The organism is Burkholderia sp. 4NA327C6, assembly GCF_005502655.1.
In the GTDB taxonomy this organism is placed as follows: domain Bacteria; phylum Pseudomonadota; class Gammaproteobacteria; order Burkholderiales; family Burkholderiaceae; genus Burkholderia; species Burkholderia contaminans.
In genome coordinates this window covers 200113-224527 of sequence record NZ_SCNZ01000007.1, presented here as the reverse complement: position 1 = coordinate 224527, position 24415 = coordinate 200113, and the positions used below count along the sequence as shown (strand labels likewise).

Genomic DNA, 24415 nt, shown 5'->3' with positions numbered 1-24415 from the left:
CGACGCGTTGCTGCCCTGGAAAATGCCGGCCGACCTGCGCTGATCCGCTTCCTTACCGCACCTCAAGCGCTCCACCGATTTGCTCTGAGGGACGTCATTCGTGGATCGCATACATTCGTTCACCCTGTTGCGTCTCGCTCCCGCGCTGATCTGGGAGTCTGGCGAGCGACCAGCACCTTTCGCAGGCACGGTAGAGATCGACGCGACGCCCGCGGAAAACGACGCCAGCATGTCGGCTCCCGCGCCAACCGTCTCGGTGAACCCAGCGCAGGGAGGTCAAGAGCCTCCAATTTGGGAGGACGACAGCACCACCATCGTTTCACCGCCCGCGGCCCAGCCCGTGCCCGACGTCATGGAGGACTTGCTCGCGATGGTGGGCTTGGGTGAGTCGGCCGGCGTTGGTCAGGATGCCGAAGAGTTCCTCCACCCTCCCGCGCCAGCAACAGCCGCGACGTCCATTCCATCACCTGTACCCGCGCCTACGCCTGGGTCATCGGCAACGAAGCCATCCGCGGAACAGTTCATGGTTTGGCTGAAGCAGGGAATCACCTCACGACGGCTCATCATCAATGACGCGAAGGCGCTCGTGCATACGGTGAATGACACGGCCTACCTGGTCAGCCCGGGTGTGTTCCAACGCTATGCGCAGGAGCATCCCGAAGTGGCCGCGCTCGCCAAGCAGGAGAATCAACAGGATTGGCAGTGGGTGCAGAAGCGCTTCGAGAAGCTGCAGCTACATCGCAAGCACCCCAATGGCCTGAACATTTGGACCTGTGAGGTCACGGGCCCGAGGAAGTCCCGCCGACTGCATGGCTACCTCCTTGAAGATGGGTCCTTGGCATTCCCCGAAATACCGCCCAACAATCCCTATCTTGCTCTGACTCAGGAAGGATGACGCGATTCGGGCATTGATCGCCACCGTCGTTTGGCGACGATCAATACCCCGCGAAAGCTGGCAACATTTGGCGAACTGAGCTACTCGGCCCGCGCCAACTCCTGCGCAAGGAACGGAGCGGTTCGGCTGCCAGACGTTCGGGCCACCTGCTGAGGGGAGCCCGCCACCACGATGCTGCCGCCGGCAGCGCCTGCACCAGGCCCCACGTCGATCACCCAATCGGCCTGAGCCACCGCGCGCATATCGTGCTCGATCATCACCACGGTGTTGCCGGCATCGACCAGGCGCTGCAACTGCACCAGCAGCCGGTCGGCATCCGATGCATGCAGCCCGGTGGTTGGCTCGTCGAGCACGTACAGGCTTCGGCCGCGCTGGCTGCGCTGAAGCTCGGTCGCCAGCTTGATGCGCTGCGCCTCGCCACCGGAAAGTTCCGTGGCCGGTTGCCCCAGGCGCAGATAGCCCAATCCGATATCGCGCAGCAATTGCAGGGGCCGGGCCACGGCGTCTTCACCCGCAAAGAATTCGCTGGCTTCGTCCACGGTCATCTGCAGCACCTCGGCGATGTTGCGCCCGTTCCATCGCACCTTCAGCGTGGCCTCGTTGTAGCGTGCGCCATGGCACGTCGGACACGGGGCGTACACGCTGGGCATGAACAGCAACTCCACACTGACGAAGCCCTCGCCCTCGCAGGTCTCGCAACGCCCCTTAGCCACGTTGAACGAGAAGCGCCCGGCGTCATAGCGGCGGCGTCGCGCATCGGGCGTGGCGGCGAACAGCTTGCGCACGTGGTCGAACAGGCCGGTGTAGGTGGCCAGGTTGGACCGGGGCGTGCGCCCGATCGGCTTCTGGTCCACCTGCACCAGGCGCTGTATGGCGTCCACGTCGCCCGCCAGATGACCGCCAGTCGCTTCGATCACTGCCGGCCCTTCGCTGGTGGCGCTTTCGGCCGCGTCGTCCTCGGGCTCGTGGCCCAAGTGCAGTAGCACCAGCTCCGGCAGCGCCTGCGCGACGAGGCTGGACTTGCCCGAGCCGGAGATGCCGGTGACGGCCGTCAGCACGCCCAGCGGAATGCGTGCGTCCACGCCATGCAGGTTGTGACGATGAATGCCCTGAAGCTCCAGCCAGCCGGTCGCTTCGCGTGCCCGGCTTCCCGGCGCGGCGATTTCGTCGAACAGATAGCGGGCGGTGCGCGATTCGGCAATCTTGCGCAGGCCGTCCGGCTCGCCGCTGTAGAGCACGCGGCCGCCACGCTCCCCGGCATCCGGCCCCACATCCACCAGCCATTGCGCGCGGCGCATCAGGTCCAGGTCGTGCTCGACCACGAACACCGAGTTGCCGGCGTCACGCAGCCGGTCGAGCGCGTCGTACAGCGCCTGGCTGTCGGAGGGGTGCAACCCCGCCGAGGGCTCGTCGAGCACGTACACAACACCGAACAGCAGGGAACTCAATTGCGTGGCCAGCCGCAGGCGCTGCAACTCGCCGGCCGAAAGCGTCGGCGTGGCCCGGTCCAGCGTCAGGTAACCCAGGCCCAGCCCACGCAGTTGACGCAGGCGCGCCATCACACCGCCGGCCAGGCGCTGCGCGGCGAGGCGCTTTTCTTCCGACAGCGCGGAGGTGCGGCGCACGTCGGGCGATACCGCATGGACGGCACGGCCGGAGGCCGCGCGTTCGGCACGGTCGCGTCGGGTCGCTTCCTTGTCCGTAGCCTCCCCCGCTGCATGGGCGCGGAAATCGCCCTGGGCAATGGGTTCGAGCAAGGCAGCCAACTGGTCCAGCGGCATCTGCATGAACGCGCCGATGTCCACGCCGGCGAAAGTGACCGACAGCGCCTCGGGCTTGAGCCGCTTGCCGTGGCAGGTGGGGCACGGCTTGCCCTCCATGAACCGGGACACGCGCTTTCTCATCAGTGCGCTTTGGGTATTGGCAAAGGTGTGCAGCACATACCGCCGGGCGCCGGTGAAGGTGCCCATGTAGCTCGGCTCCATCTTGCGCTTGAGCGCGACGCGAGTTTCGGCGGGCGTGAAGCCGGCGTACACCGGCACTGTCGGTGTTTCCTCGGTGAACAGAATCCAGTCGCGATCCTTCTTCGGCAGGTCCTTCCACGGTCGGTCAACGTCGTAGCCCATGCTGACCAGGATGTCGCGCAGGTTCTGGCCTTGCCAGGCGGGGGGCCAGGAGGCGATCGCCCGCTCGCGGATGCTCAGGGAGGGATCGGGCACCATGATGGCCTCGGTCACCTCGTACACATGGCCCAGGCCGTGGCAGGTCGGGCACGCTCCCTGCGGCGTGTTGGGCGAAAAATCCTCGGCGTACAGCATCGGCTGGTTGGCTGGGTAGGCGCCGGCGCGCGAATACATCATCCGCACCAGGCTGGACAGGGTGGTCACACTGCCCACGGAGGAACGCGCGTTGCTGGAGCCCCGCTGCTGTTGCAACGCCACCGCCGGCGGCAGGCCGTCGATCGCATCGACGTCCGGCACGCCGGCCTGGTCGATCAGGCGCCGCGCATAGGGGGCCACCGACTCGAAGTAGCGCCGCTGCGCCTCGGCGTAGATGGTGCCGAAGGCCAGCGAGGACTTGCCGGAGCCGGAAACGCCGGAGAACACCACCAGCGCGTTACGCGGGATGGAAACGTCCACCTCTTTGAGGTTGTTCTCGCGCGCGCCGCGCACTTCCACCATGCCGCTGGCCGCAGCCGTACAAGAGGATTCACCGAAAGAATTGTTTGGCATGTTTTTATCCTGTAGTTCGTCCCGCTCAGGACGGGACTTCCTGAGTTCGGGGGCCGCGGCGACTGGCTTCGAGCGCCGCGGTGACAGTGCGGGCGTCGTAGCTGCCGCGCAGACGACGACCCTCGACGAAGAACGTCGGCGTGGCGTGCGCACCGCTGGCGACCGCACTGGCGAGGTCGCGCTCGACACGCTCGATCACCGCGGTGCTGTCGAGATCCGCGATGAACCGTTCGACGTCGAGCCCAAGCTCGGCGGCGTAGCCGATCAGATGCTCGCGCTCCAGCGCATGCTGACGGGTGAACACGAAGTCCAGCCACGGCCAGAACATCCCCTGGTTCGCCGCTGCCTCGGACGCCCGCGCGGCAATCGGCCCGTGCGGGTGGTGCGGCAGATGGCGCACCACATACCGCAGGTCGTCCCCGAAGTGGGCGCGCAGATCGTCCCACGAACCGGTGGCGTGCGCACAGTACGCGCACTCGAAGTCCACGTACTCGACGAGTGTGAGCTGGGCGTCCTCCGGCCCGCGGATGTGATCGATCTCCGGATCGACCGGTGGCTCAAGCACCATCGGCAGGTCAGCGGTCTTCTCACCCCACCGCTGGGCGGCGACCTTGAAGATCAGCCACCCGAGCAACGTGGCGAACACCATCGACACGAGCACGCCGACCGTCGCCTGGCGGCCCAGGTCGGAGGTCGTGCCGAACGCGAGCCCGATGATCAGCAGCGACACGGTGAACCCGATCCCGGACAGTGCCGCACCACCGAACACGCTCCCCACCCCGACGCCCTCGGGCAGCCGGCCCAGGCCGAGACGGACGGCGACGAGAGTGATGAGCCCGATGCCCAGGAGCTTGCCGAGCACGAGCCCTGCGATGACGCCCCACGTGACTGGCGAGCCGAAGGCCTCGGCGAGCAGCCCGCCACGCACGTCCACTCCGGCGTTCGCCAAGGCGAACACCGGCACGATCAGCAGCGCCGTCGGCAGCCGCAGGAACTCGTGCAATCGCTCGTTCACCGAGATACCCCGGGACAGCCCGCAGTCCACCGCGCGGGCCGATGCGGCACTCGGAGACTGCCAGAAGTCGCGGAACAGTTGTTTTGCCGCGACGACCTTGTGACGTTGCGTCGCGTAGGCGGGGATCAGCAGCCCCGCGGCCATCCCGGCGAGAGAGGCATGGATGCCGGAGTACACGGTTGCGAGCCACAGCACGATCACGATCAGCACATACGGCATTGCCCGCCACTGGCGGGTGCGCCCTAGCCACCACAACGCAACGAGACTGGCGAGGGCGATCAACAACGGGACGATCCGAATCTCCTCGCTATAGACGATGCCGATGATGGACACGGCGAGGAAGTCATCGACCACGGTCAGGGTGAGCAGGAACACGCGCAACTGACCGGATAGCCGCGGGCCGACGATCGCCAGGGTGCCCAGCATGAATGCCGTATCGGTGCCGACCACCGCCCCCCACCCGTGCAGGCCCTCACTTCCGGCCAGCCCCACGATCAGGACATACACCAGCGCGGGAAGCACGACACCTGCGACACCCGCGATCAGAGCGAGACGGGCACGGCTGCGGTCCCTGAGCGATCCGTGGGCAAACTCCTGACGCACCTCCAGGCCGATCAGGAAGAAGAAGACCACCATCAGGCCGTCGTTGACCCAGTGATGCAGATCCATGTGCAGGCCCAGCGGCCCGAAGTCAAACCCGACGTCCAGGTGCCACAACGCGAAATAGGCATCGGATAGCGGCGAGTTCGCCCACGCCAGCGCCACGACCGTGACGATCACCAGCAGCACCGCAGCACCAGACTCCGTGCGCAGATAGCGGGCAACGCGTCCCCGGCTGATATTCGCCGAGGATGCACCGAAAGAAGTGGCTGACATGTTCTTATCCTGTTCCTGTAGTTCGTGAAGTCGCGATGAGCCGGTTTCGGAGGCGACCGGTCAGGCGTCCGCCTCTGGCAGCGTCCCATCATCCAGCGAGCGCAGCCAAGTAAGCCTTTCTCCCAGCCTGCGCTCAACACCTCTGTCCGTTGGCTGATACCAGCCCGGCCGCGCCACGCCCTCGGGAAAGTAGCTTTGCCCAGCGGCATAGCCGTTGGGCTCGTCATGGGCGTAGCGGTAGCCTTCGTGATACCCCATCTGCTGCATCAGCTTCGTCGGCGCATTGCGAAGATGGAGAGGCACAGGCAGGGAGCCGCTGTTCTTGACGAAGGCCTTCGCCTTGTTCCAGGCGGCATAGGCAGCGTTCGACTTGGGGGCGGCAGCAAGGTAGGTCGCTGCGTGGGCAATCGGTATTTCGCCTTCGGGGGAACCCAGCCTCTCATAAGCCAGCGCGGCATTGAGCGCCAGTTGCAGCGCCTGCGGGTCGGCATTGCCGATGTCTTCGCTGGCCACTACCACCATGCGGCGGGTCACCTGGCTGACGTCGCCGCTACCGTCGAGGATGCGGGCCAGCCAATACAGGGCCGCATCAGGGTCGGAGCCCCGTAGCGACTTGTGGAAGGCTGAGAGCTGCCAGTAGAACTCGTCGCCGCCCTTGTCGAACCTGCGCAGCGATGGACTGGTGGACAGCCTGGCGAACTCGCCATCGACCACGGTCTTGCCAGCGCCCGACGCAGCATTCGTCACCTGCTCAAGCAGATTGAGGAAGCGCCTGCCATCGCCATCGGCAAAGCCCTTGAGCAGATCCAGCGCGTCCGCGTCCAACGTGACGCCCTGGAGATGCGGCAGTGCGCGTTCGTAGAGCTGGTTCAGTTCGTCGCCGGACAGCGGTTCGAGGGTATAGACCTGCGCGCGCGAGAGCAGAGCGGAATTGACCGCCAGCCCCGGATGCTCGGTCGTCCCCCCCACCAGGGTCAGGAGCCCCGACTCGACATGGGGCAGTAGGGCATCCTGCTGCGCCTTGTTGAAGCGGTGGATCTCATCGACGAAAAGCACCGTCGATCGACCATGGTTGTCCAGTTCTGCCTGGGCCTCGTCGATGGCTTGCCGGATGTCCTTCACCCCGGCAAGCACGGCCGAGATGGCGATGAATCGGCTGTCGGTCGCACTGGCGGCCAGGCGCCCCAAGGTGGTCTTGCCCACGCCTGGCGGCCCCCAGAGGATGAACGAGTGCAACTTGCCCGCCTCGAACGCGAGACGAAGCGGCTTGCCGGGGCCGAGCAAGTGCCGTTGCCCGACGAATTCATCCAGCGTCTTGGGCCGCAGGAGTTCGGCCAAGGGAGGCTTGGGCTTTGTCGTGAATAGATCGGTCAAGTTCCTCTCCCTGGCATTTCTAATAGTTGACGTTCCGATAAGGTGGGCACCTCAATCCAGAGAGCCGGATTTATCCAACGCCGTGGGCTCTTTGTCGCTAATCGCATGCATGATGATGCGAGAGCCGCGGTAGCCGATGCTATGGTTCCATACCCAGCTCAACGCGACGCTGAGACGATTTCGCGTACCGATCAGAAAGTAGATATGCGCGAGCTTCCAGATCCACCACGCAAAGGCTCCACGCAGCTTAACCCGCCCCATGTCAATTACGGCCAGGCTGCGGCCGATGGTGGCCAGGTTCCCCTGATGCCGGTATTTGAAAGGCCCGTCAGCGAGCTTGCCTTTCAAACGCCGTCCAATGAGGTTGGCGACGTACTTGCCTTGCTGTTTGGCGGCGGGGGCGATGCCCGGTACGGACTTCCCATCGGCCATGGTGCACGAGGCGGTATCGCCGATGGCGAAGACCTCCGGGCGGCCGGCCACCGTCAGGTCGGGACCAACGACCACTCGACCCGCACGATCAGACGCAGCACCCAGCCAGCGGGCCGCGGGAGACGCCTGGACCCCGGCGGCCCAGACGATGGTCTTGGCCGAAAGGGGCTTGCCGCCATACACCACGCCGTCGGCCGAGCATTCGGTGACCGGCGTACCCAGCACGACCTCGACCCCGAGCTTTTCGAGTGCTTGGCGCGTATAGGCCGACAGATCCTCTGGAAAGACGGACAACAGACGCGGGCCCGCCTCGATCAGTACAACCCGCGACGTGCTCGGGTCAATCGAGCGGAAGTCACGCGCCAGCGTGTCTCGCGCCAGCTCGGCGATGGTTCCGGCCAATTCAACCCCGGTGGGACCACCACCGATGATGACGAACGTCTGCAGCGCGGCACGCTGCTGAGGATCGCTCGTGCGCTCGGCCTCCTCGAAGGCCGCGAGAATTCGGCCTCGAATGGTCGTGGCATCTTCCAGCGTCTTCAACCCCGGCGCGAAAGCCCCCCATTCGTCGTGTCCGAAATAGGCATGGGTAGCACCTGTCGCGAGTACGAGCGTGTCGTAGGTTTGGCGCGAGCCATTGTTGAGAATGACCTGACGCGCGTCCTGGTCGATACCTTCCACTTCCGCCATCAAGGTGTTCACTTCCGGGCGATTGCGGAAGAGATAGCGAATAGGCCAGGCGATCTCGGATGTCGAAAGTGACGCCCCTGCAACCTGGTAAAGCAAGGGTTGGAACAGGTGATGATTGCGCCGATCGATGATCGTCACATCGACCTCGGCACCAGCAAGCTGGTTGGCAACCTCGATCCCGCCGAAGCCCGCTCCGATAATGACGACGTGATGTCGATTTTTGGAGGTCTTTGTCATGACCTGATCTCCTCTCTCTCAGCGTTTCAGCGCCGATGCGTGGTGTGCCATATGCTCGCCAATGAAACTGGCAATGAAGTAGTAGCTGTGGTCGTAGCCCGGGCGCAGATTCAACGTGAGCGGGTGTCCCGTCTCGTCGCAGGCTTTGCGCAGCAGATCGGGCTGAAGCTGACTCTCCAGGAACTCGTCGCCCAAGCCCTGATCCACCAGCAGCGGCAGACGCTCCTGCACGGTGCGAATCAGCTCCACGGTGTCGTACTGCTTCCACGCCTCCCGGTCGCTACCCAGATACGCCTCGAAGGCCTTGTGTCCCCAGGGAACCTGGGTGGGAGCGACGATGGGCGAGAAGGCCGAGACGCTGCGATAACGGCCCGGGTTTCGCAGGGCGATGACCAAAGCACCGTGTCCCCCCATGGAGTGGCCGCTGATGCTCCGCTCCGCTGTCACGGGAAAGTGGGCCTCGATCAGCGCCGGTAGTTCCTGCACGACGTAGTCATACATCCGATGATTCGCAGCCCAGGGTTCCTGTGTGGCGTTGACGTAGAAACCCGCCCCCTGTCCGAGGTCATAGGCGGGATCGTCGGCAACGCTTTCGCCGCGAGCGCTGCTATCGGGCGCGACGACGGCAATGCCATGTTCGGCTGCGTAGCGCTGGACGGCGGACTTGGTGATGAAGTTCTGCTCGGTGCAGGTGAGGCCTGAAAGCCAGTACAGCACCGGCACCTTGCCGTGCTGTGCCTGCGGAGGCAGATAGACGCCGACTTTCATCGTGCAACCGAGCGTCGTGGATTCATGCTGATAAACGTCCTGCCAACCATCAAAGCTGGCGTGATGTTCGATGCGTTCCATGGTGTTCTCCTATGTTCAAAGGAACGGCGCAGCTCTCGCGCGCCAGGACGGCAGCTCGTCAGGAAGATTTCTCTTCCGCTGCCGTGTCGCCGTGGGCGTGTCTGATCCTGCGCACGATCCACCAGATCGTCAGCATCACCGCAGGCACCAGAACCGCCATCACCGGCGCCACGCTGTCGTGAACCATCGGAATGCCCTTGAGCAAGTAGCCGAGAAGACTCACGACGTAATAAGAAATTGCCGCGACCGAGAGGCCTTCGACGGTTTGCTGAAGGCGCAATTGCATCTTGGCCCGGTTGTTCATCGAAGCCAGCAGATCGCGGTTCTGGCGTTCAAGCTCGACGTCGATCCAGGAACGCAGCAACGCGATGGCCCGGGTCAGCTTGTCGGAGAGCTTGGTCTGGCGCTCCTTTACGGATTGGCATGTCCGCATGGCGGGAGCGATGCGACGCTGCAGGAAATCCGCCCAGGTGCAGTACCCGGATACGGCCTCTTCCGCAAGCGCTGCCAGCCTTTCCTCGACGATCTCGTAGTAGGCACGGCTGGCGCCGAAGCGATAGAGATTCGCCGCAACGCCAGCTTCCAGCTCGGCAGCCAGGCCGGTCAATTCGGACAGCAGCACGTCGCTGTCGCGCCGTTCCACCAAGCTCGTACACATCTCGTCGGTGATCGCCGCAAGGCGCGACTCCATGCGTCGCAGTTCCGACGTCATCGATCGTGTCAACGGCAGGGACAGCAACGCCAAGGTGCGGTAAGTCTCGATCTCCAGCAGACGTTGAGCCAGCGCACCCGCCCGCGCCGGGGTCAAATCGCGGGCCAGGACGAGGATCTGCGTCAGGCCATCCGCATCCTGTCGGAAATCGGTCAGGATGGCGGCAGAGCCGTTCTCCACCAGCGAGTAGCACAGGCTGGCAGGATCGAAGCGATCGACCTCCTTCTCCGTTTCCGGCGTCCACGGAAGAAGTCTCAAACGGATGCCGGATACGACCGGGCCGGGAGGAACAAATCCATGCTTGAACGGATTTTCGCCGCACGGCTCTCCCGTCTCGGAATCTAGGGAAGCGCACCAGAGATACGTCGAGAACTCGGTGTGCTTTTCGCAGTGCAGGTCTCCTTCATCCCATGTCACACCGTGGAGCGGCGTAGCATGGTCGGGCTCGGCAACGCCGAAGCGATGAGACAACTCGCTCATCGCCATCTGATCCCTGGCCTGGTCGCCTTCGGTCATGAAAGCGAGCTGCAATATGCCGCGAGGGGCCTGAATCAAGAGATGCGGGCGCGCATGCACTTCCCCCACGGCGGCAGCACGATCGGTGTAGGCCGGCATGCCGTACACGGTGGCGGTCGGGGCAGGTTGTACGGTCGTCGTATTGATGTTGGCCGGCTCTTTCATAACGACCTCATTTCTTCTTGGTTGAAAAACACGCTTCAAAGCAAATGCCCGCAGCCATGCGTTTCGCACATGGCTGCGGGCCGATCTTCATGAGTAGGCACCGCTCTACACGGTCCGTCTAATAGGCTCGCCGTGTAGAGGCTTGTGCTGACCCTTTCAGAACGCCCTCAGCTTCCTAGCTTTCAGACGAAGGTGTACGAGCAGACCTTGTTGCCCGCCGGATCACGCAGGTAGGCCGCATAGGCACCCGGCAGGTGACCACGTGCGCCAGGCTGGCCCTCGTCGGTGCCGCCTGCGGCAAGGCCGGCGGCGTGGAAGGCATCCACTTCGGCGGGAGTGGCGGCAGCAAAGCCGATCGTCACGCCGTTGCTGGAAGGCGCTTCACCATTGCCCGGACGGGCGATGATGAAAGCCGGCTTTTCGCGACCGAAAAGCACCCATCCGTTGCCGAAAGGACCGAGGTTCTTGATGCCGAGAGCACCCAGAGCGGCGTCATAGAACGCGGCCGACTTCTGGACGTCGGCGGCGCCGATGAAGACGTGCGAGAAGATGCCGTCGCCGGAAATGACAGGATTGGACATGGTTAATTTCCTTGGTGGTTGGTTTTGAATGGAGAGTGGGCGATCAGTAGTGGATCACCGTGCGAATCGACTTGCCTTCATGCATCAGGTCGAAGGCGTGGTTGATCTCGTCGAGACCCATGGTGTGGGTGACGAACGGGGCGAGATCGATCTCGCCTTTCATTGCGTCTTCCACCATGCCCGGAAGTTGGGTACGCCCCTTGACCCCGCCGAAAGCAGAGCCCTTCCAGGTCCGGCCGGTGACCAACTGGAACGGACGGGTCGAGATTTCCTTGCCGGCACCGGCGACGCCGATGACGATCGACTGGCCCCAGCCACGGTGGGCAGCTTCCAGAGCCGAACGCATGACGTTGACGTTGCCGATGCACTCGAAGGTGTGATCGACACCCCAGCCGGTCATCTCGATCAGAACCTCGTGAATCGGCTTGTCGAAGTCCTTCGGGTTGAGGCATTCGGTCGCGCCGAAGGTACGAGCCAGCTCGAACTTCGCCGGATTGGTATCGATGGCGATGATGCGGCCCGCTTTGGCCTGGCGCGCACCCTGAATCGCAGCGAGACCGATGCCGCCGAGGCCGAAGATGGCCACCGAGTCGCCGGGCTGTACCTTGGCCGTGTTGTGCACGGCGCCGATGCCGGTGGTCACACCGCAGCCCAGCAGGCAGACGTGCTCGGGATTGGCGTCCGGGTTGATCTTGGCCAGCGAGACTTCGGCGACGACCGTGTATTCGCTGAAGGTCGAGCAACCCATGTAGTGGTAAAGCGGCTGACCGTTGTACGAGAAGCGAGTCGTACCATCGGGCATCAGCCCCTTACCCTGGGTTGCGCGAACCGCGACACACAGGTTGGTCTTGCCGGACTTGCAGAACAGGCACTCGCCGCACTCGGCGGTGTAGAGCGGAATGACGTGATCGCCAGGCTTCACGCTGGTCACACCTTCACCCACCTCCACGACGATACCCGCACCTTCATGACCCAGCACGACCGGGAAGAGACCTTCCGGATCGTCGCCCGACAGGGTGAAGGCGTCGGTATGGCAAACGCCGGTGTTCGTGATCTTGATGAGCACCTCGCCCTTGCGCGGCGGCTCGACGTCGATCTCGACGATTTCCAGCGGCTTTCCTGGCCCGAAGGCAACTGCTGCACGTGATTTCATGATGTCGCTTCCTTTACTAGCTAACTAAATTTGCCCTCACCGAGGGCACCCTGGTGCCTCTACCGCAGATAGGAGCGGACGATAGAGATGGTCTCGTCAATGGACTTGTTCTGCGAATCGCTCCTGATGTCACTACGGGGAAACTCTTCCCGCAGATAGCTCTCCAGAACGGTCGCCATCAATCCGTTGACTGCCCCACGAACGGCCGCAAGCTGCTGAAGAATTGCAGGGCATTCCGCACCTGCATCGAGCGCTTGCTCAAGAGTCGCGACCTGACCTTTGATGCGCCGGATGCGCGTCAGGGCTTGCTTCTTTTCTTCCGGGCTATGTGGCATCGAACACCTCTCAACTTGGGTACACCGCCGCATTATACAATACTCCCCCATAGTATATGCGGCCGAACTTCGCCACAAATTCTGTGCTCTTCGAGCACTCTTACAGGCTAGTACAGGTTTGTTCCCAAGAAGCGCAAAATATTCAAATCAATGAATATTTCTTGCATGTACCGACAGCATCGGGGCAAGTTCAAAACTGGTCAAACTGGAAAAATCTATGCGCAGATAGACATGATCTATCTAAGCCGACTCATCGAGCTGAAGCTATCAAGATGAGACCGGCTAGGCGACCTGACGACCCGAGTACCGAGCCTTCCGCAGTGCAGGCAACATCTGGCCGTCCCAGTCGCGATCGACGGCAACCTGGGCCTGTTCCTGGTTTCGTTCGAGCGCATCGACGTCAAGATCTGCGATTGCCCATGCCTGCGTGCCGCACGTCGTCGCGAGAATGCCGTCCTCAGGGAATCCGCGATCCATGGGTGCATAGATCGTGGCCTCGCCAGTATTCGTGTCCAGCGCCGGACTCCAGTCAGCAGCTCCGGTCGTCACGGCCTGCGCGATGAACATTCGGTTCTCCAGTGCCCGCGCCATGCAGCCCACACGGACCCGGGTTGCACCTGCTTGGGTGTCGGTACAGCTCGGAACCAGCAGCAGGCGCACTCCCGCCTCTCGCTGGGCTCGCACGGGCAATGGAAACTCACTGTCATAGCAAACAGCGATGCCGGCACGCACGCCTTTCAAATCGAACACCTTGAGTTCGTCGCCACCCTCGATGACGCCGGCGTCTTTCTCGAACCCCGTCAACTGCAATTTGTCTTGGTAGTCGCGTGTGCCGTCAGGCGCAAACCACCAAGCCCGGTTGCGGTAGCGGTCCAATCCAACCTGGGTCAAAAACGTACCGGCCTGAATGGTCATGCACAACTCGCGCGACAGGTCGGCATACAGTGCCAGCCACGCAGGCTGCAAGGCCTGCAGCGCGGCCAGAGAGGCGTTGAAATCATGGCGGATGCCAGGCTCGAACGTTGCAGCCAGTTCGAGGGATAGATACTCGGGCAACACGGCCAGTTCCGCCCCGCCACGGCGCGCCTCCTCCAGAGCCAGCCGCTGCCGCGCAGCAAATGCCTCGAAGTCCGCGGGCTGACCCACTGAGTATTTCGCAACTGCTACTTTCATTTCGCGTTCTCCAGGGAGTGCAGCCACATCGTGAGCGTCTGCTCGGTTTCGCTCGGCTCACCCACCTGCTTCCAGGGCAGCGTAACCTTCATGTCCGACTGCCGCACGTAGCCGCGACGGGTCCAGAAGGGGTCATTACTGCGGTAGTTGGAAGGACGCCGGAGATCGTCGTCTGCACGATCCACCGACGCGAACGATGCCCACTGCATGCCGCCCAACGAACGGGCATGCGCTTCGCGCTCGTCAAAGAAGCGATGGCCCAGGCCAAGGCCCCGGAAGGCCGGGAGCAGGACTGATTCGCCACAGTAAAACACTGCCTCCACCGGGATTCCTCGATCGGCGAACGGCACATGGAAGGCCGGCTCCGCATCGCCGAGCGGCAACCCCGTGGACGCACCCACGACCACATCATCAGCGAGCGCGAGTACCAGCAGGCTGTCTGCCGAACGGGCGTACATGGCGAGGTAGTGCTTCTCGTATTCGGTGTCGCCCTCGTATAGGTAAGGAAAGCTGCGGAAGACGCTCGCCCGCAGGCCTGCCACGGCATCGAACCATTCGGCAATGTCCGCGCCACGACGAACCAGCACCTGCACGTCGCTGGTCATTTCAGGCGTCCCCTCCAACCTGTGCGATCCAGTCGCCGAGGTTGTAGTAGTTGGTGACACGAGCGATCTTGCCATCGCGGATCTCGAAGAACGCGCCGCCCGGCAGCACGTAGCGCTGGCCCTGGGCTTCCGGCAGCCCGTCGTCCGTCACCTTGTATTCGCCATGCACCACGTACTCCGCGCCTGCACGCAGGCCGTCGGCGCTGACCATCACCACGATCCCGCGCAGTTGCTCGCCATAGCAGCGGTCCATGCGCTGCAGGAAGGCGCGGAAGGCTTCGCGACCGACCTCACGAGCGCCCTGGTTCAAGTCGTGCGCGACGTCATCGGTCAACATTGACAGCATGGCCTCGCGGTCGCCGCGGTTGAAGGCGTCGTAGTAGGCAGTGATGAGAGTCGCAGCGTTCATTCGCGTTCCTTGTTGGGTTGTTCGGAGCGGAGCATTCCGGGGTGTTGTCAGTCTGGGCAACCGCGCTCCCCTTGTATATGGAATTGTTGCGATTTTATAATTCCACAATCTGGAACAATTAACGAGCAGCGAAACCGGCCATGAGGCGTGCGTCATGAACAAGGAAATGGAACTACTGCGCATCTTTCGGGTGGCGGCCGAAAGCAGCAGTTTTCGCGATGCGGCCGTCCGGCTGGGGACTTCTCCGCAAGGTGTAACCCGTGCCATCCAGCAACTGGAGCAACACTACGGCGAGGTGTTGTTTCATCGAAGCACGCGCCAGGTGCGCATCACCGCCTTCGGCGAAGGGCTGCTAGACCAAGTGCGCCCCGCATTGGAGCGGTTCGAGGATCTGTGGCGACCGCCTGGCTCCGACCAGCAGGCCTCTCTGTCCGGTACGGTTCGCATCACCGCACCGCACAGCTTGGGCGCCAGAGCGGTGCTACCGGCACTGGAGCGCGTGGCCGCGCGTCATCCAGGCATCACGCTGGATGTGCGCCTGTCCGATCGCATCAGCAATACGGTTGACGAAGGGATTGACGTCGGGATCAGGGTCGGATTCATGCGCGATAGCCGCTTCGTCGCACGCAAGGCCGCCGACATGAGACTCCCCATCGTTGCCGCTCCGCGCCTGATCAAGAAAGTGGGCGTACCTGCAAACATCGATGCGCTAAGCAGCCTGCCAGTTACCGTGGCCTTGGATATCAATACCGGCCGTCCCTGGCCTTGGCACTTCAAGGCGGGACGCCAGTGGACACCTACCGCACCCACTCTCGTCGCCGACAATGCCGACATGGAAATGGGAGCGGCGCTGGCCGGGATCGCGTTCGCGCAACTGGCGGACTACATGGCCGCCCCCTACATTGCCAGCGGGAAGCTCGTGCGAGTGCTGGAGAACGAAGAACCTCCGGCATGGGGGTTGTACGTCTATCGGCCTCAGCGTGGCCCCATTCCGGGAAGGGTTCGAGCGGTATTTGATGAAATGCTGGTCGCCGTTGGATCGTTGCCAGCTTTGCGCTGACACGTCGCAAGACGCTGTAGGGCAAACACCTTGGAAAGCGGGGCACTGAGCCTCGGCGGCTCACCCCTCCGGTTGAATGATGAGCCGACCGTCTGCCCGCTTGCCCCAGGTGCAGATCGGTCGGCCATGCAACCCAATGCCGGCGAACGATTAGATGTAAATGAATTGCCGGTACAACCCATCCAACTGACGACGAATGTCTTCGACGCGCTGCTCGTCACCGGTATCGGTAAATTCGAGTAGCTGCTGTTCCTTGGCAGTGATCTGATCGCAAAGGTCGGACAAGTTCTCGCAGAAAGCCTCGGAATGAACGGTGGGCTCCTCCGTATTCGTCTCTTCCCCTGCTAGTTTTCGCACAGACGAGGCTGGAGAAATCCCATTTTCCTCGTTAAAGGCAATTTGAAGCTGCCTGCGCCTATTGGTCTCATCGATCGCCTGCTTCATCGCCGGCGTCACCGCGTCGGCGTACAAGATCGCCTTGCCGTTTTCATTCCGAGCGACTCGACCGATCATCTGAATGAGCGCATGGGCCGAACGCAAGAACCCTGCACGGTCTGCATCGAGAATGGCAACCAATGATGCCTCTGGAATATCCAGCCCTTCGCGCAAAAGACTAATCCCAATCAAAACATCGAACTCTCCTGCGCGCAGGCCATTGATGATCTCAACACGATCCTCCGCTTTTATGTCCGAATGCATGTAGCGCGCTCGAATCCCGTTGTCCGTCAAGAAATCCGTTAGCTCTTCTGCACTGACCTTCGTCAGCGTAGTCACAAGCACTCGATTCTTTCTCTTCACGCACTTCGATATTTCGGCAAGCAGGTCATCTATGTATCCATCCGCTTTCCGCACTTCAACCTTGGGGTCAAGCAGTCCCGTTGGCCTGATAACCTGTTCGACAACCCTGCCTTTCGACACCCTCAGCTCGTAGTCGCCCGGAGTAGCGGAAACAAAGATGGTCTGAGGCTTGACCTTCTCGAACTCGTCAAAGTTCAATGGCCGGTTGTTCTTCGATGAAGGCAAACGGAACCCGTAATCGATCAGCGTGTCCTTGCGCGCCTGATCCCCCCGGTACATTGCGGATATCTGTGGCACCATGACATGAGATTCATCGACGAACAGCAGCCCGTCTTTCGGCAAATAATCCAGCAACGTGATCGGAGGAGAAGCTGCGTCTCGGTCGCTGAAGTAGCAGGAATAATTCTCCATCCCCGAGCAATAGCCGACCTCGCGCATCATTTCCACGTCATGCGTGATCCGCTCGTACAGCCTGTTTGCCTCGACCAAGCGATTATTCCTGTTCAGCTCGGCAACCCGCTCTTCCATATCAGCGAGTATCTTTTTGGACGCGGAATCTATTTTGTTCGTGGGCGGTGCGAAAAGCGTTTTTGGCGAAACCAAATAATGGTCTATCTCTCCCAACGTCTTGCCGGTAACAGGGTCCATCCATTGGACAGACGCAACAGTGTCATCCAACAGTTCCACCCGAACCGCCCTGTACTCGGAATCAGCGGGGAAAATGTCAATCACATCACCTTGGACGCGGAACGTTGCACGCTTGAGAGTGCGCTCCGTGCGATCATATTGCAGCAAAGCCAAGCGACGAATTAGCTCTCTCTGGTTTAGTTTGACCCCAGGGGACAGAGCGATCTGTAGCGCTCGGTATGCATCTGGATCACCCAGGCCGTAGATTGAAGACACCGAAGCGACGACGATCACGTCACGACGCTCAATCAAGGATTTGGTCGTGGACAGGCGCAGGCGCTCAAGGTGGTCATTGATGGCCGAGTCCTTTGGAATGAAACGATCGGTGCCCGGCATATAGATTTCGGGCTGAAAATAATCGTAGTAGGAAACGAAGTACTCGACCGCGTTCTCAGGAAAGAAGTGCTTCATTTCACCATAAAGCTGCGCGGTCAACGTCTTGTTAGGAGCCAAGATCAACGTAGGCCGCTTCAGACGATGAATCACATTGGCCATGGTGAAGGTCTTACCTGAGCCGGTGATACCTTTCAGCGTCTGGTGCGTCGCACCGTCTTCTATGTCCGACAGCAGGCGCGCTATCGCCTCTGGCTGGTCCCCCGCCGGCGTATAGTTGGAGTGCAGAATAAACATACCGGTTGACATTAGATATCTCCTAATTGAGCTACTTCAATTTGTCCTGATGTATCGGCTATTTCAGAAGACCTATAGCAGTACCAAACTGGGGTGTAAATGACGGCGATCCTGCCGCGCCCCACCTGGGCGCAGGCGTCGCCAACATGATAGCCCAACACATGGGCGGGCTTCCCAGTGCATATCCGCCGATCGCCACGACGTCAGCCAACGGCCCGTCTGCCAATGCACCTAGAGCCACTCGCCTCGTTGAGCGCCGACATCGAGCCGTGGCGGGCGAGGTTGCTCTGTACGCCCAATGTGTGGCGCCGGCTCCCGCCGATACGCGCCTTTGTCTCTCTTAGCCCTCCAGACGAGGCGTTGGAAACGTGGAGCTACGTCGCCCCTCTAAAGATGCACGATCTCAACATTCGGCCATTTGCCTGCAAGGTACTCGGCCACTAGCCTCCGATGGCAGTGATGGGGCTTGTCTTCGCTGCAAAGCAGGCAACTGTTATCAATCTTTTCTTTATCGATTGACTCAATCCTTCGGGACGACATTAAATCCAGAAATTTCCTGGCGTAGATATCCCAATCTCCCCCTTTTATTTTATATTCCTCGAACATGTCTTTGGTTGGAGCAAGTGCTGGTAGATGTTCATATTCCATCCCACACAACGCCTCGGAAAAATATCGAAGATCCTCGCGTTTAGCGAAGCCGGCCAATTGCGAAACATTATTCAGGCGAACATCGACAAGGCGCTTGGCACCAGAAGCACTTAACTTGGTGAAGAAGGACCGCGCGGAGGTCTTAGTGAATCCAATCGTGAATATTTTCATCTGCCTTATTCCCCTCGTTCCTTCATCCATAAATGGCTGTTATTGAGCTACCGCCAGGCATGCCCGTCAATCGCAGCTAAGGAAACGCTGGGGGCATGGTGTACTAGCTGCGCCACAACGGCCATGGCAGGCTCCATTTTCTCGCCGCTTCAACGGCCACGACCCGAACAGTTCAAGAGCTTAGCACCGCCTTTTGCGGTTGCGTGCCTCACCACTCACGCTTACTCCCTTCCAGAACGCGCCAACTGCTAAGCTACATGAGGACGACTCGCCCCACAGCGCAAAGCACCTGTGTTCGCGCTATTGGCTGTCCCGTGCGTTGTGGTGCTGACCGTCGATGACGAGTCGAACCTACAGTATGGGCACTGCGCGCGGCAGCCTTTCATGCGTGCCAGCTACGTGCCCAAGGTTGGACGCGGATCGAAGCGTGCGCAGGGTTTTTCGTGAAAGTATAAAATCTAATCAACTTTATCAGAAGAAAATCTATGATCGTAAGAAACTTTGAATACTTGCTTGCTTTGCACCGTGAAGGCCATTTTGGCAACGCGGCCAAAAGCTGCAATGTTTCTCAGCCGACACTCTCCGCGGGCATTAAGCAATTGGAGGAAGACATGGGTGTCGAGATCGTGCGTCATGGGCGACGCTATGACGGCCTCACTTCTGAAGGGATGCGCGTACTGTCTTGGGCTCAGCAGATGTATGACGACTGCAAAGGGCTGGAGCGAGAACTCTCCGCATTACGGCGAGGTATAGAGGGGCAATTCCGGCTAGGGATACTCCCAGGAACTGCCGGTGTAGCGCCCACATTAAGCATCGCCCTTGCTGAAAAAACACCCTTACTTCAACAATCAGTTCTGGTTTCCGGCGCTTCTTCCCTGCTACAGGCGATTCGAGAAAACAATTTGGATATCGCACTCATGCATTTGGAGGATATCCCAGGGGAAGACTTCGATACTCACCTTCTGTACCGTGAACGCATTTTCCTTTTTCACGCCGCGAGAACACAGCAACCCCGAAGCACAACGTGGGACCATGTTCTCAATAGACAACTCTGCGTGCTGAACTCGGCAGTACCTGAACCCATTCAAGATAGGCTGATGCAATGTACCGCGCAGACTATTCGCACTGATTCAATTGACGTGCTATCGGCACACGTGGCGACAGGAAAATATTCGGCAGTTCTTCCGCAATCTCTCGCCGGCCAACTCGCGCACATTCCAAATCTCCACGCAATCGCAATCAATGGACCAATGTCGCACTCAAATGTCGGATTCGTTGCCGGGAAAAATGCGTTCGAGGCACCGTCATCGCGTGCATTGCTCGAAATGGTGCACACCCCCGAACTCGCCGCCACTCTTCAATCCGTTATATCGATCCATCGTCGGTTCCAGCCCAAAGCAGACTCATCTCAAAGCCCCCTGAAATAGCGAGTCTTGAAGAGCAACTCTGTATTGCTTCAACCAGGCGAAGATTGCAGGCATGCCGTGTGCGCCGCTAACAGGCGCCACGTGCTGAGCAACCCATCGAAGGCCACCAGGTCCAGGGGCAACTCGGGGGACAGGAGTACCTGCTGCATGCGGCCTCCTCATGTCTCGCTGGGTCGAGCTGACTGTTCCTAGATCAAGCTAGGAGGCGCGATGTAGCCATGATCGTTGCCCTCTCCCGGCTAGGAGACGAGCACGGCTCGACGATCCCGCGTAGATAGATCGTGCCTATCTGCACATAGATTATTCCAGTTTGACCACTTCTGAGCTTGATCCGATGCTGTCAAGACCGCAGAAGGAGACGCGGCCAACGGCTAGGCAGTACCACGATCGTTCTTCTTGACAGCGGTAAGTCTCGTTTCCCACTTCGATTTAGAAGATGGAAACATTAACGCACAGAGGTGACGAAATGACTCCGACCGGTAACCGAATCGTGACTTTCGAGAAGCCCTTGGAAATGAAGGTCAACACCTTCAAATTTCCAGAGCTGATAACCCCTCAAGGGAAAAGCGCACCCCATGGCGCTATCCTCAAAATAGTTACCACAAATATCTGTGGCAGCGACCTTCACATTTATCGCGGTTCGTTTGCTGTTCCCAAGGGAATGACCATGGGCCATGAAATGACCGGCGAAGTGATCGAAGTGGGATCAGACGTCGAAGTCGTGAAGAAGGGCGACATCGTTTCCGTTCCCTTCAATGTGGGGTGTGGGCGTTGCTACAACTGCAAGCATATGCGCTCCGATGTATGCGAGAACACCAACCCCGAAATCGACTGCGGAGCCTACGGGTTCAACCTCGGTGGCTGGACGGGGGGGCAAGGTGATTATCTCTTCGTACCGTATGCGGATTTCAATCTCCTTCGCTTCCCTGACAAGGATGCCGCCATGGAAAAAATCCGCGACCTGACCCTTCTCTCTGACGTATTACCCACAGCTTTCCATGGGTTCGCTGGCCCGGACTGGCCAGCCGCACCGGCCTACGTCGTCGGCGAAAACATCCTGATCTTCGGTGCCGGGCCGGTCGGCAGAGCGGGTGCCGCCTGCGCCAGACTTCTGGGTGCAGGCGCCATCATCGTTGCCGATTACATTCAAGAGCGGCTGGACCTTCTCAAGCCACACGGCGTGGAAACCATCAACCTTTCCGACGGCGTGCCGATCGAGGAGCATCTCGAACGCATTACCGGGCACAGGGAGGTGGATCGCGTCATCGACTATGTTGGTGTGGACTGCCGCGGGTTTGGCGCGGAGGCTGACAAGATCGTGGAGAGCGCTGTTACCAACGCAATGCTCAAATATGTCCGCTTCGGCGGAATGACCAGTACGGTCGGTGTGTACTGCGCAAACCCGATCTCGAAAGACCCGAAAGCCAAGAAAGGCCATATGGATCTGGAATGGTCCAACGCCTGGATCAAGTCGCCGCGAATGTCGGCTGGTCAATCTCCGACGGCCAACTACAACCACGCGTTAATGCGGGCGATACTGAACGATCGCATGCCTTACCTTTCGCCGATGATGAACACTAAATTCATCAAGCTCGAAGACGCGCCCGCCGCGTACAAAGAGTTCGACGCGGGTTCTGCATACAAGTACGTCATCGACCCGCATGGTTCAGTGCGGCATTAAGCATCCGGCGCGGGCTAAGCATCAGGATGTCTCACACTTTCTGGTGAGAGGCATTCTGGTCCCGCCAGTCTCCGGGCAGCAACTTGAGCCGGCGAATATTTTCGCCGGCATTTGCCGTCTGCCCCAAGGTACTTGCCTTGGCTCGGACCAGGAGCAGAGCCTCAGCAATCCGCAGGTGATGATCAACCGCAAGCGTGTTCAAGCGCTTGGTTCGCAATCGGCCAAGGGTCAGACGGGGACGATGCACGGCATCCATTGACGTGCGTGGCTGGAGATAGCCTTCGTCTGATCCTTATCACCCCACGGACTTGATCAGGCTCGCCTGGTGTTGTGCCTGCCTCGGGCCATCGCACGGTCAACCCAGCCCTGGCTCATTCAGCCAGAAGTTTCCAATGATGTGGCCGAACTCGCCGCCGCCAGAATGGCAGTCACTTCTATAGGGAGATAGCACAGTGTTGGATAAGTCGGAACGGGAGGGTGGCCTATGGAGCTGCGCCATCTTCGCTGCTTCGTAGTTCTTGCTGAGGAGCTACATTTCACGCGGGCGGCTGAGCGCCTGCATATCGAACAACCACCGCTATCACGAGCCATCAAGGAACTTGAGGACGAGTTGGGCGTAGTGCTCTTCGACCGAAACCGACGAGGAACAGTTCTAACGGCGGCGGGCGCGGTCTTCTTGCAAGATGTTCGCCGTCTATTCACAGTGCTGGAACAGGCTCGTGAAAATGCCAAGGCTGTGGCATCGGGCTTGCGCGGTAGCCTGCGCATCGCTGTATCAGATGGGGCTATCGATCCACGGCTGTCGGCATTTCTGGCTCGTTGCCGCGCCGAGGAGCCGGAGATCGAAATACGCTTGTCAGAAGTGCCTCTGGCAGAGCAAGTGCGTGGCTTGCGTTCGGGCGACTTCATGATCGGGTTCGCGCACACGGCCGATGTCGGCGACGGTATCGCTGCCGAACCAATCTGGCATGACCCGCTGGTGATTGCGGTGCCAGCTCGTCACTCATTGCTCACCTACAAGGAGGTGCCACTTCAAGAACTTCAAGGCCATCCACTTGTCCTGTGCGACCCGCAGGTATGCGAGGGCTATTGCCGCGAACTCAAGCGGCTGCTCAACACGTTGGAGCACAAGCTGAATGTTGTCGAGGAAGTGTCCTCGCTAGACATGATGCTCACGTTGGTCGGCGCCGGCTACGGCATCGGCTTTATGACGGCGACCAAGATTCCCATCTCCCAACGGCCGGATGTGGTGATCCGCCCCTTGGCGATGGATTCCGCCGTGATCACCACCTACCTGCTTCGGCCCGACGGCGGCAATTTATCGGCTTCGGTGGAGCGTTTTATCGTTCGCCTTCGCGACTCTTCGGACGGTTGACGGAGCTGGCAGGCTAGACACTCAGGGATCAGTGTCGGCACGCAGATTGCGTTCGGTCGCCGTCATCAGGTCAGCCGCGCTTATTCCAAGTGCCGTAGAAATTTTCAGTATGAGCGGAAGCGTGGGCACGTGCTCACCACGCTCGATCTTACCCATGTGAGAACGCGAAATGCTTGCCCGAGATGCGAACTCGTCTTGCGCGACTCCTTGAGCGACGCGCGCAGCGCGCACGGCCTTTCCGAAGGCTGACGCCGACTCGGATTCATACGTCGATGTGCCAGAAGGACGGCCTGGCTGAATTGTTGATTTCTGCATTAGCAGAAGCGTCAAACAATCTGCCACAATTAACCACGTTAAAGATAACGACGTTAAACTTCACTCTTTCCTGCAACGCTGGTTTGCCTTTCTGGACAGATCGCTTATTGGGGGCCCTCATGCATGACGCCACCAGCCAGTTTTCCCATTTCAGGCTTGCTATCGCGCCCGGAGTGCCATCCTCTTGCCTCACAACGCTTCTTGCCCTACAGCGCGCGGAGGAACCAGAAGTCACCATCACGTTCTTTGAGACCTCAGCCGATGATCTGTTGACGGGCCTTGAGGAAGGCCGCTACGACGCTGGAATGTCGCTTCGGAACGCTGGTGCTCCGGCCGTGAAAAGCCAACCGCTCTGGGTGGAGAACGTGGCTGTTGCAGTGCCGCTGGGGTCCCCCTTAGTTGCCCAGGCGAAGATCACGCTTGCCGAGCTTCTGGACTATCCGGTGTTTCGCTGGCCGGCGGAGACTTGCCTACTGCTGGATCAGCGACTGTCCTTTCTTCCGTTGAGCCAGCAGAGCATTCAGCATGTGACTTCGTTCGAGATGATGGCGCTTTGGGTGACCGCTGGCTACGGAGTGGGGCTCTCCGCGCAATCGCGCATTGAGCGTGCCCATGCGTGGGGGATCACTATGCGACCGCTTTCAGACGGCCCCTACGAGATCGTGACATACCTGCAGCGGCCCCACGGACGAGCCAATGTTGTTTCTGAGCGGTTCGAGCACAGGGCAATGCTGGTTGCCAGGGACAGCGCGGCTTGCTCGAACAACCCATAGCCCGCTCTCGCCGAGGCTGCGTGCGGGTAGTTACAGCGGCACGCGCCTGTTAGCGCGCCAGTGATAGCACTTTCATCTCTGGCAATATGATGAATGAACAT

The 24415-nt window shown here is 60.5% G+C and carries 20 protein-coding genes and 1 pseudogene; 6 read left to right on the top strand and 15 right to left on the bottom strand.

The window, feature by feature from the left end:
- Nucleotides 1–112: 112 nt before the first annotated feature.
- A pseudogene (locus FFS49_RS10455) lies at nt 113–895 on the top strand (DNA-binding domain-containing protein); the annotation flags it as partial.
- A gap of 80 nt (nt 896–975) precedes the next feature.
- Here the strand turns inward: FFS49_RS10455 and FFS49_RS10450 are convergent.
- From FFS49_RS10450 to FFS49_RS10395, 12 genes are all read right to left on the bottom strand, one after another.
- On the bottom strand, nt 976–3627 hold the full coding sequence (locus FFS49_RS10450; protein WP_023093420.1) for an excinuclease ABC subunit UvrA: 2652 nt from the start codon (nt 3625–3627) through the stop codon (nt 976–978).
- Nucleotides 3628–3652: 25 nt separating this feature from the next.
- Nucleotides 3653–5518, bottom strand: coding sequence for a Na+/H+ antiporter NhaA (gene nhaA / locus FFS49_RS10445; RefSeq protein ID WP_023093419.1), 1866 nt, complete (start codon nt 5516–5518; stop codon nt 3653–3655).
- Nucleotides 5519–5578: 60 nt separating this feature from the next.
- Nucleotides 5579–6892, bottom strand: coding sequence for a replication-associated recombination protein A (locus FFS49_RS10440; protein WP_023093418.1), 1314 nt, complete (start codon nt 6890–6892; stop codon nt 5579–5581).
- A gap of 51 nt (nt 6893–6943) precedes the next feature.
- Nucleotides 6944–8251, bottom strand: a complete 1308-nt coding sequence (locus FFS49_RS10435; protein WP_023093417.1) for an NAD(P)/FAD-dependent oxidoreductase — start codon at nt 8249–8251, stop codon at nt 6944–6946.
- 18 nt (nt 8252–8269) lie between these two features.
- Nucleotides 8270–9100: an S-formylglutathione hydrolase gene (gene fghA / locus FFS49_RS10430; protein WP_023093416.1), complete on the bottom strand. Its 831-nt coding sequence runs from the start codon at nt 9098–9100 to the stop codon at nt 8270–8272.
- Between the two features lie 58 nt (nt 9101–9158).
- The gene (locus FFS49_RS10425) at nt 9159–10493 is read right to left on the bottom strand and encodes a DUF3422 family protein (protein WP_023093415.1); all 1335 of its coding nucleotides are present in this window, start codon (nt 10491–10493) and stop codon (nt 9159–9161) included.
- 182 nt (nt 10494–10675) lie between these two features.
- Nucleotides 10676–11074, bottom strand: coding sequence for a VOC family protein (locus FFS49_RS10420; protein ID WP_023093414.1), 399 nt, complete (start codon nt 11072–11074; stop codon nt 10676–10678).
- 43 nt (nt 11075–11117) lie between these two features.
- Nucleotides 11118–12227 carry an S-(hydroxymethyl)glutathione dehydrogenase/class III alcohol dehydrogenase gene (locus tag FFS49_RS10415; RefSeq protein ID WP_011871467.1) on the bottom strand — a complete coding sequence of 370 codons (1110 nt, stop codon included), beginning with the start codon at nt 12225–12227 and terminating at the stop codon, nt 11118–11120.
- A gap of 59 nt (nt 12228–12286) precedes the next feature.
- Nucleotides 12287–12562 (bottom strand): formaldehyde-responsive transcriptional repressor FrmR, encoded by a 276-nt coding sequence (gene frmR, locus FFS49_RS10410; protein ID WP_023093413.1) that lies wholly within the window; start codon nt 12560–12562, stop codon nt 12287–12289.
- Nucleotides 12563–12844: 282 nt separating this feature from the next.
- Nucleotides 12845–13735, bottom strand: a complete 891-nt coding sequence (locus tag FFS49_RS10405) for a carbon-nitrogen hydrolase family protein (RefSeq protein WP_023093412.1) — start codon at nt 13733–13735, stop codon at nt 12845–12847.
- On the bottom strand, nt 13732–14340 hold the full coding sequence (locus FFS49_RS10400; protein WP_023093411.1) for a GNAT family N-acetyltransferase: 609 nt from the start codon (nt 14338–14340) through the stop codon (nt 13732–13734). The genes FFS49_RS10405 and FFS49_RS10400 overlap by 4 nt, the downstream gene beginning before the upstream one ends.
- Before the next feature lies 1 nt (nt 14341).
- Complete coding sequence (locus tag FFS49_RS10395) at nt 14342–14749, bottom strand: ketosteroid isomerase-related protein (protein ID WP_017514126.1); 408 nt, start codon at nt 14747–14749, stop codon at nt 14342–14344.
- Between the two features lie 154 nt (nt 14750–14903).
- Between FFS49_RS10395 and FFS49_RS10390 the strand changes: the two genes are divergently transcribed.
- Entirely contained in the window at nt 14904–15809 is a 906-nt protein-coding gene (locus tag FFS49_RS10390) for a LysR family transcriptional regulator (protein WP_023093410.1), read from the top strand.
- Nucleotides 15810–15959: 150 nt separating this feature from the next.
- Here FFS49_RS10390 and uvrB read toward each other — a convergent pair whose 3' ends face one another.
- Both uvrB and FFS49_RS10375 read right to left on the bottom strand, forming a co-directional pair.
- A complete protein-coding gene (gene uvrB / locus FFS49_RS10385) occupies nt 15960–17936 on the bottom strand; it encodes an excinuclease ABC subunit UvrB (RefSeq protein WP_023093409.1) in 1977 nt (658 codons plus the stop codon).
- Nucleotides 17937–18311: 375 nt separating this feature from the next.
- A complete protein-coding gene (locus tag FFS49_RS10375) occupies nt 18312–18743 on the bottom strand; it encodes a DUF488 domain-containing protein (RefSeq protein ID WP_023628836.1) in 432 nt (143 codons plus the stop codon).
- A 485-nt stretch (nt 18744–19228) separates the two neighbouring features.
- On the opposite strand from FFS49_RS10375, the gene FFS49_RS10370 reads away from it, so the two are divergent.
- The 3 genes from FFS49_RS10370 (at nt 19229) to FFS49_RS10360 (ending at nt 23226) form a co-directional block, all read left to right on the top strand.
- On the top strand, nt 19229–20170 hold the full coding sequence (locus FFS49_RS10370) for a LysR family transcriptional regulator (protein ID WP_028698648.1): 942 nt from the start codon (nt 19229–19231) through the stop codon (nt 20168–20170).
- A 514-nt stretch (nt 20171–20684) separates the two neighbouring features.
- Nucleotides 20685–21851, top strand: coding sequence for a glutathione-independent formaldehyde dehydrogenase (locus FFS49_RS10365; protein ID WP_020924942.1), 1167 nt, complete (start codon nt 20685–20687; stop codon nt 21849–21851).
- A 484-nt stretch (nt 21852–22335) separates the two neighbouring features.
- The gene (locus tag FFS49_RS10360) at nt 22336–23226 is read left to right on the top strand and encodes a LysR family transcriptional regulator (RefSeq protein WP_023093405.1); all 891 of its coding nucleotides are present in this window, start codon (nt 22336–22338) and stop codon (nt 23224–23226) included.
- Nucleotides 23227–23247: 21 nt separating this feature from the next.
- On the opposite strand, the gene FFS49_RS10355 is transcribed toward FFS49_RS10360, so the two are convergent.
- The gene (locus FFS49_RS10355; protein WP_071536335.1) at nt 23248–23541 is read right to left on the bottom strand and encodes a helix-turn-helix transcriptional regulator; all 294 of its coding nucleotides are present in this window, start codon (nt 23539–23541) and stop codon (nt 23248–23250) included.
- Nucleotides 23542–23660: 119 nt separating this feature from the next.
- On the opposite strand from FFS49_RS10355, the gene FFS49_RS10350 reads away from it, so the two are divergent.
- Nucleotides 23661–24314 carry a substrate-binding domain-containing protein gene (locus FFS49_RS10350; RefSeq protein WP_031684095.1) on the top strand — a complete coding sequence of 218 codons (654 nt, stop codon included), beginning with the start codon at nt 23661–23663 and terminating at the stop codon, nt 24312–24314.
- Nucleotides 24315–24415: the final 101 nt, after the last annotated feature.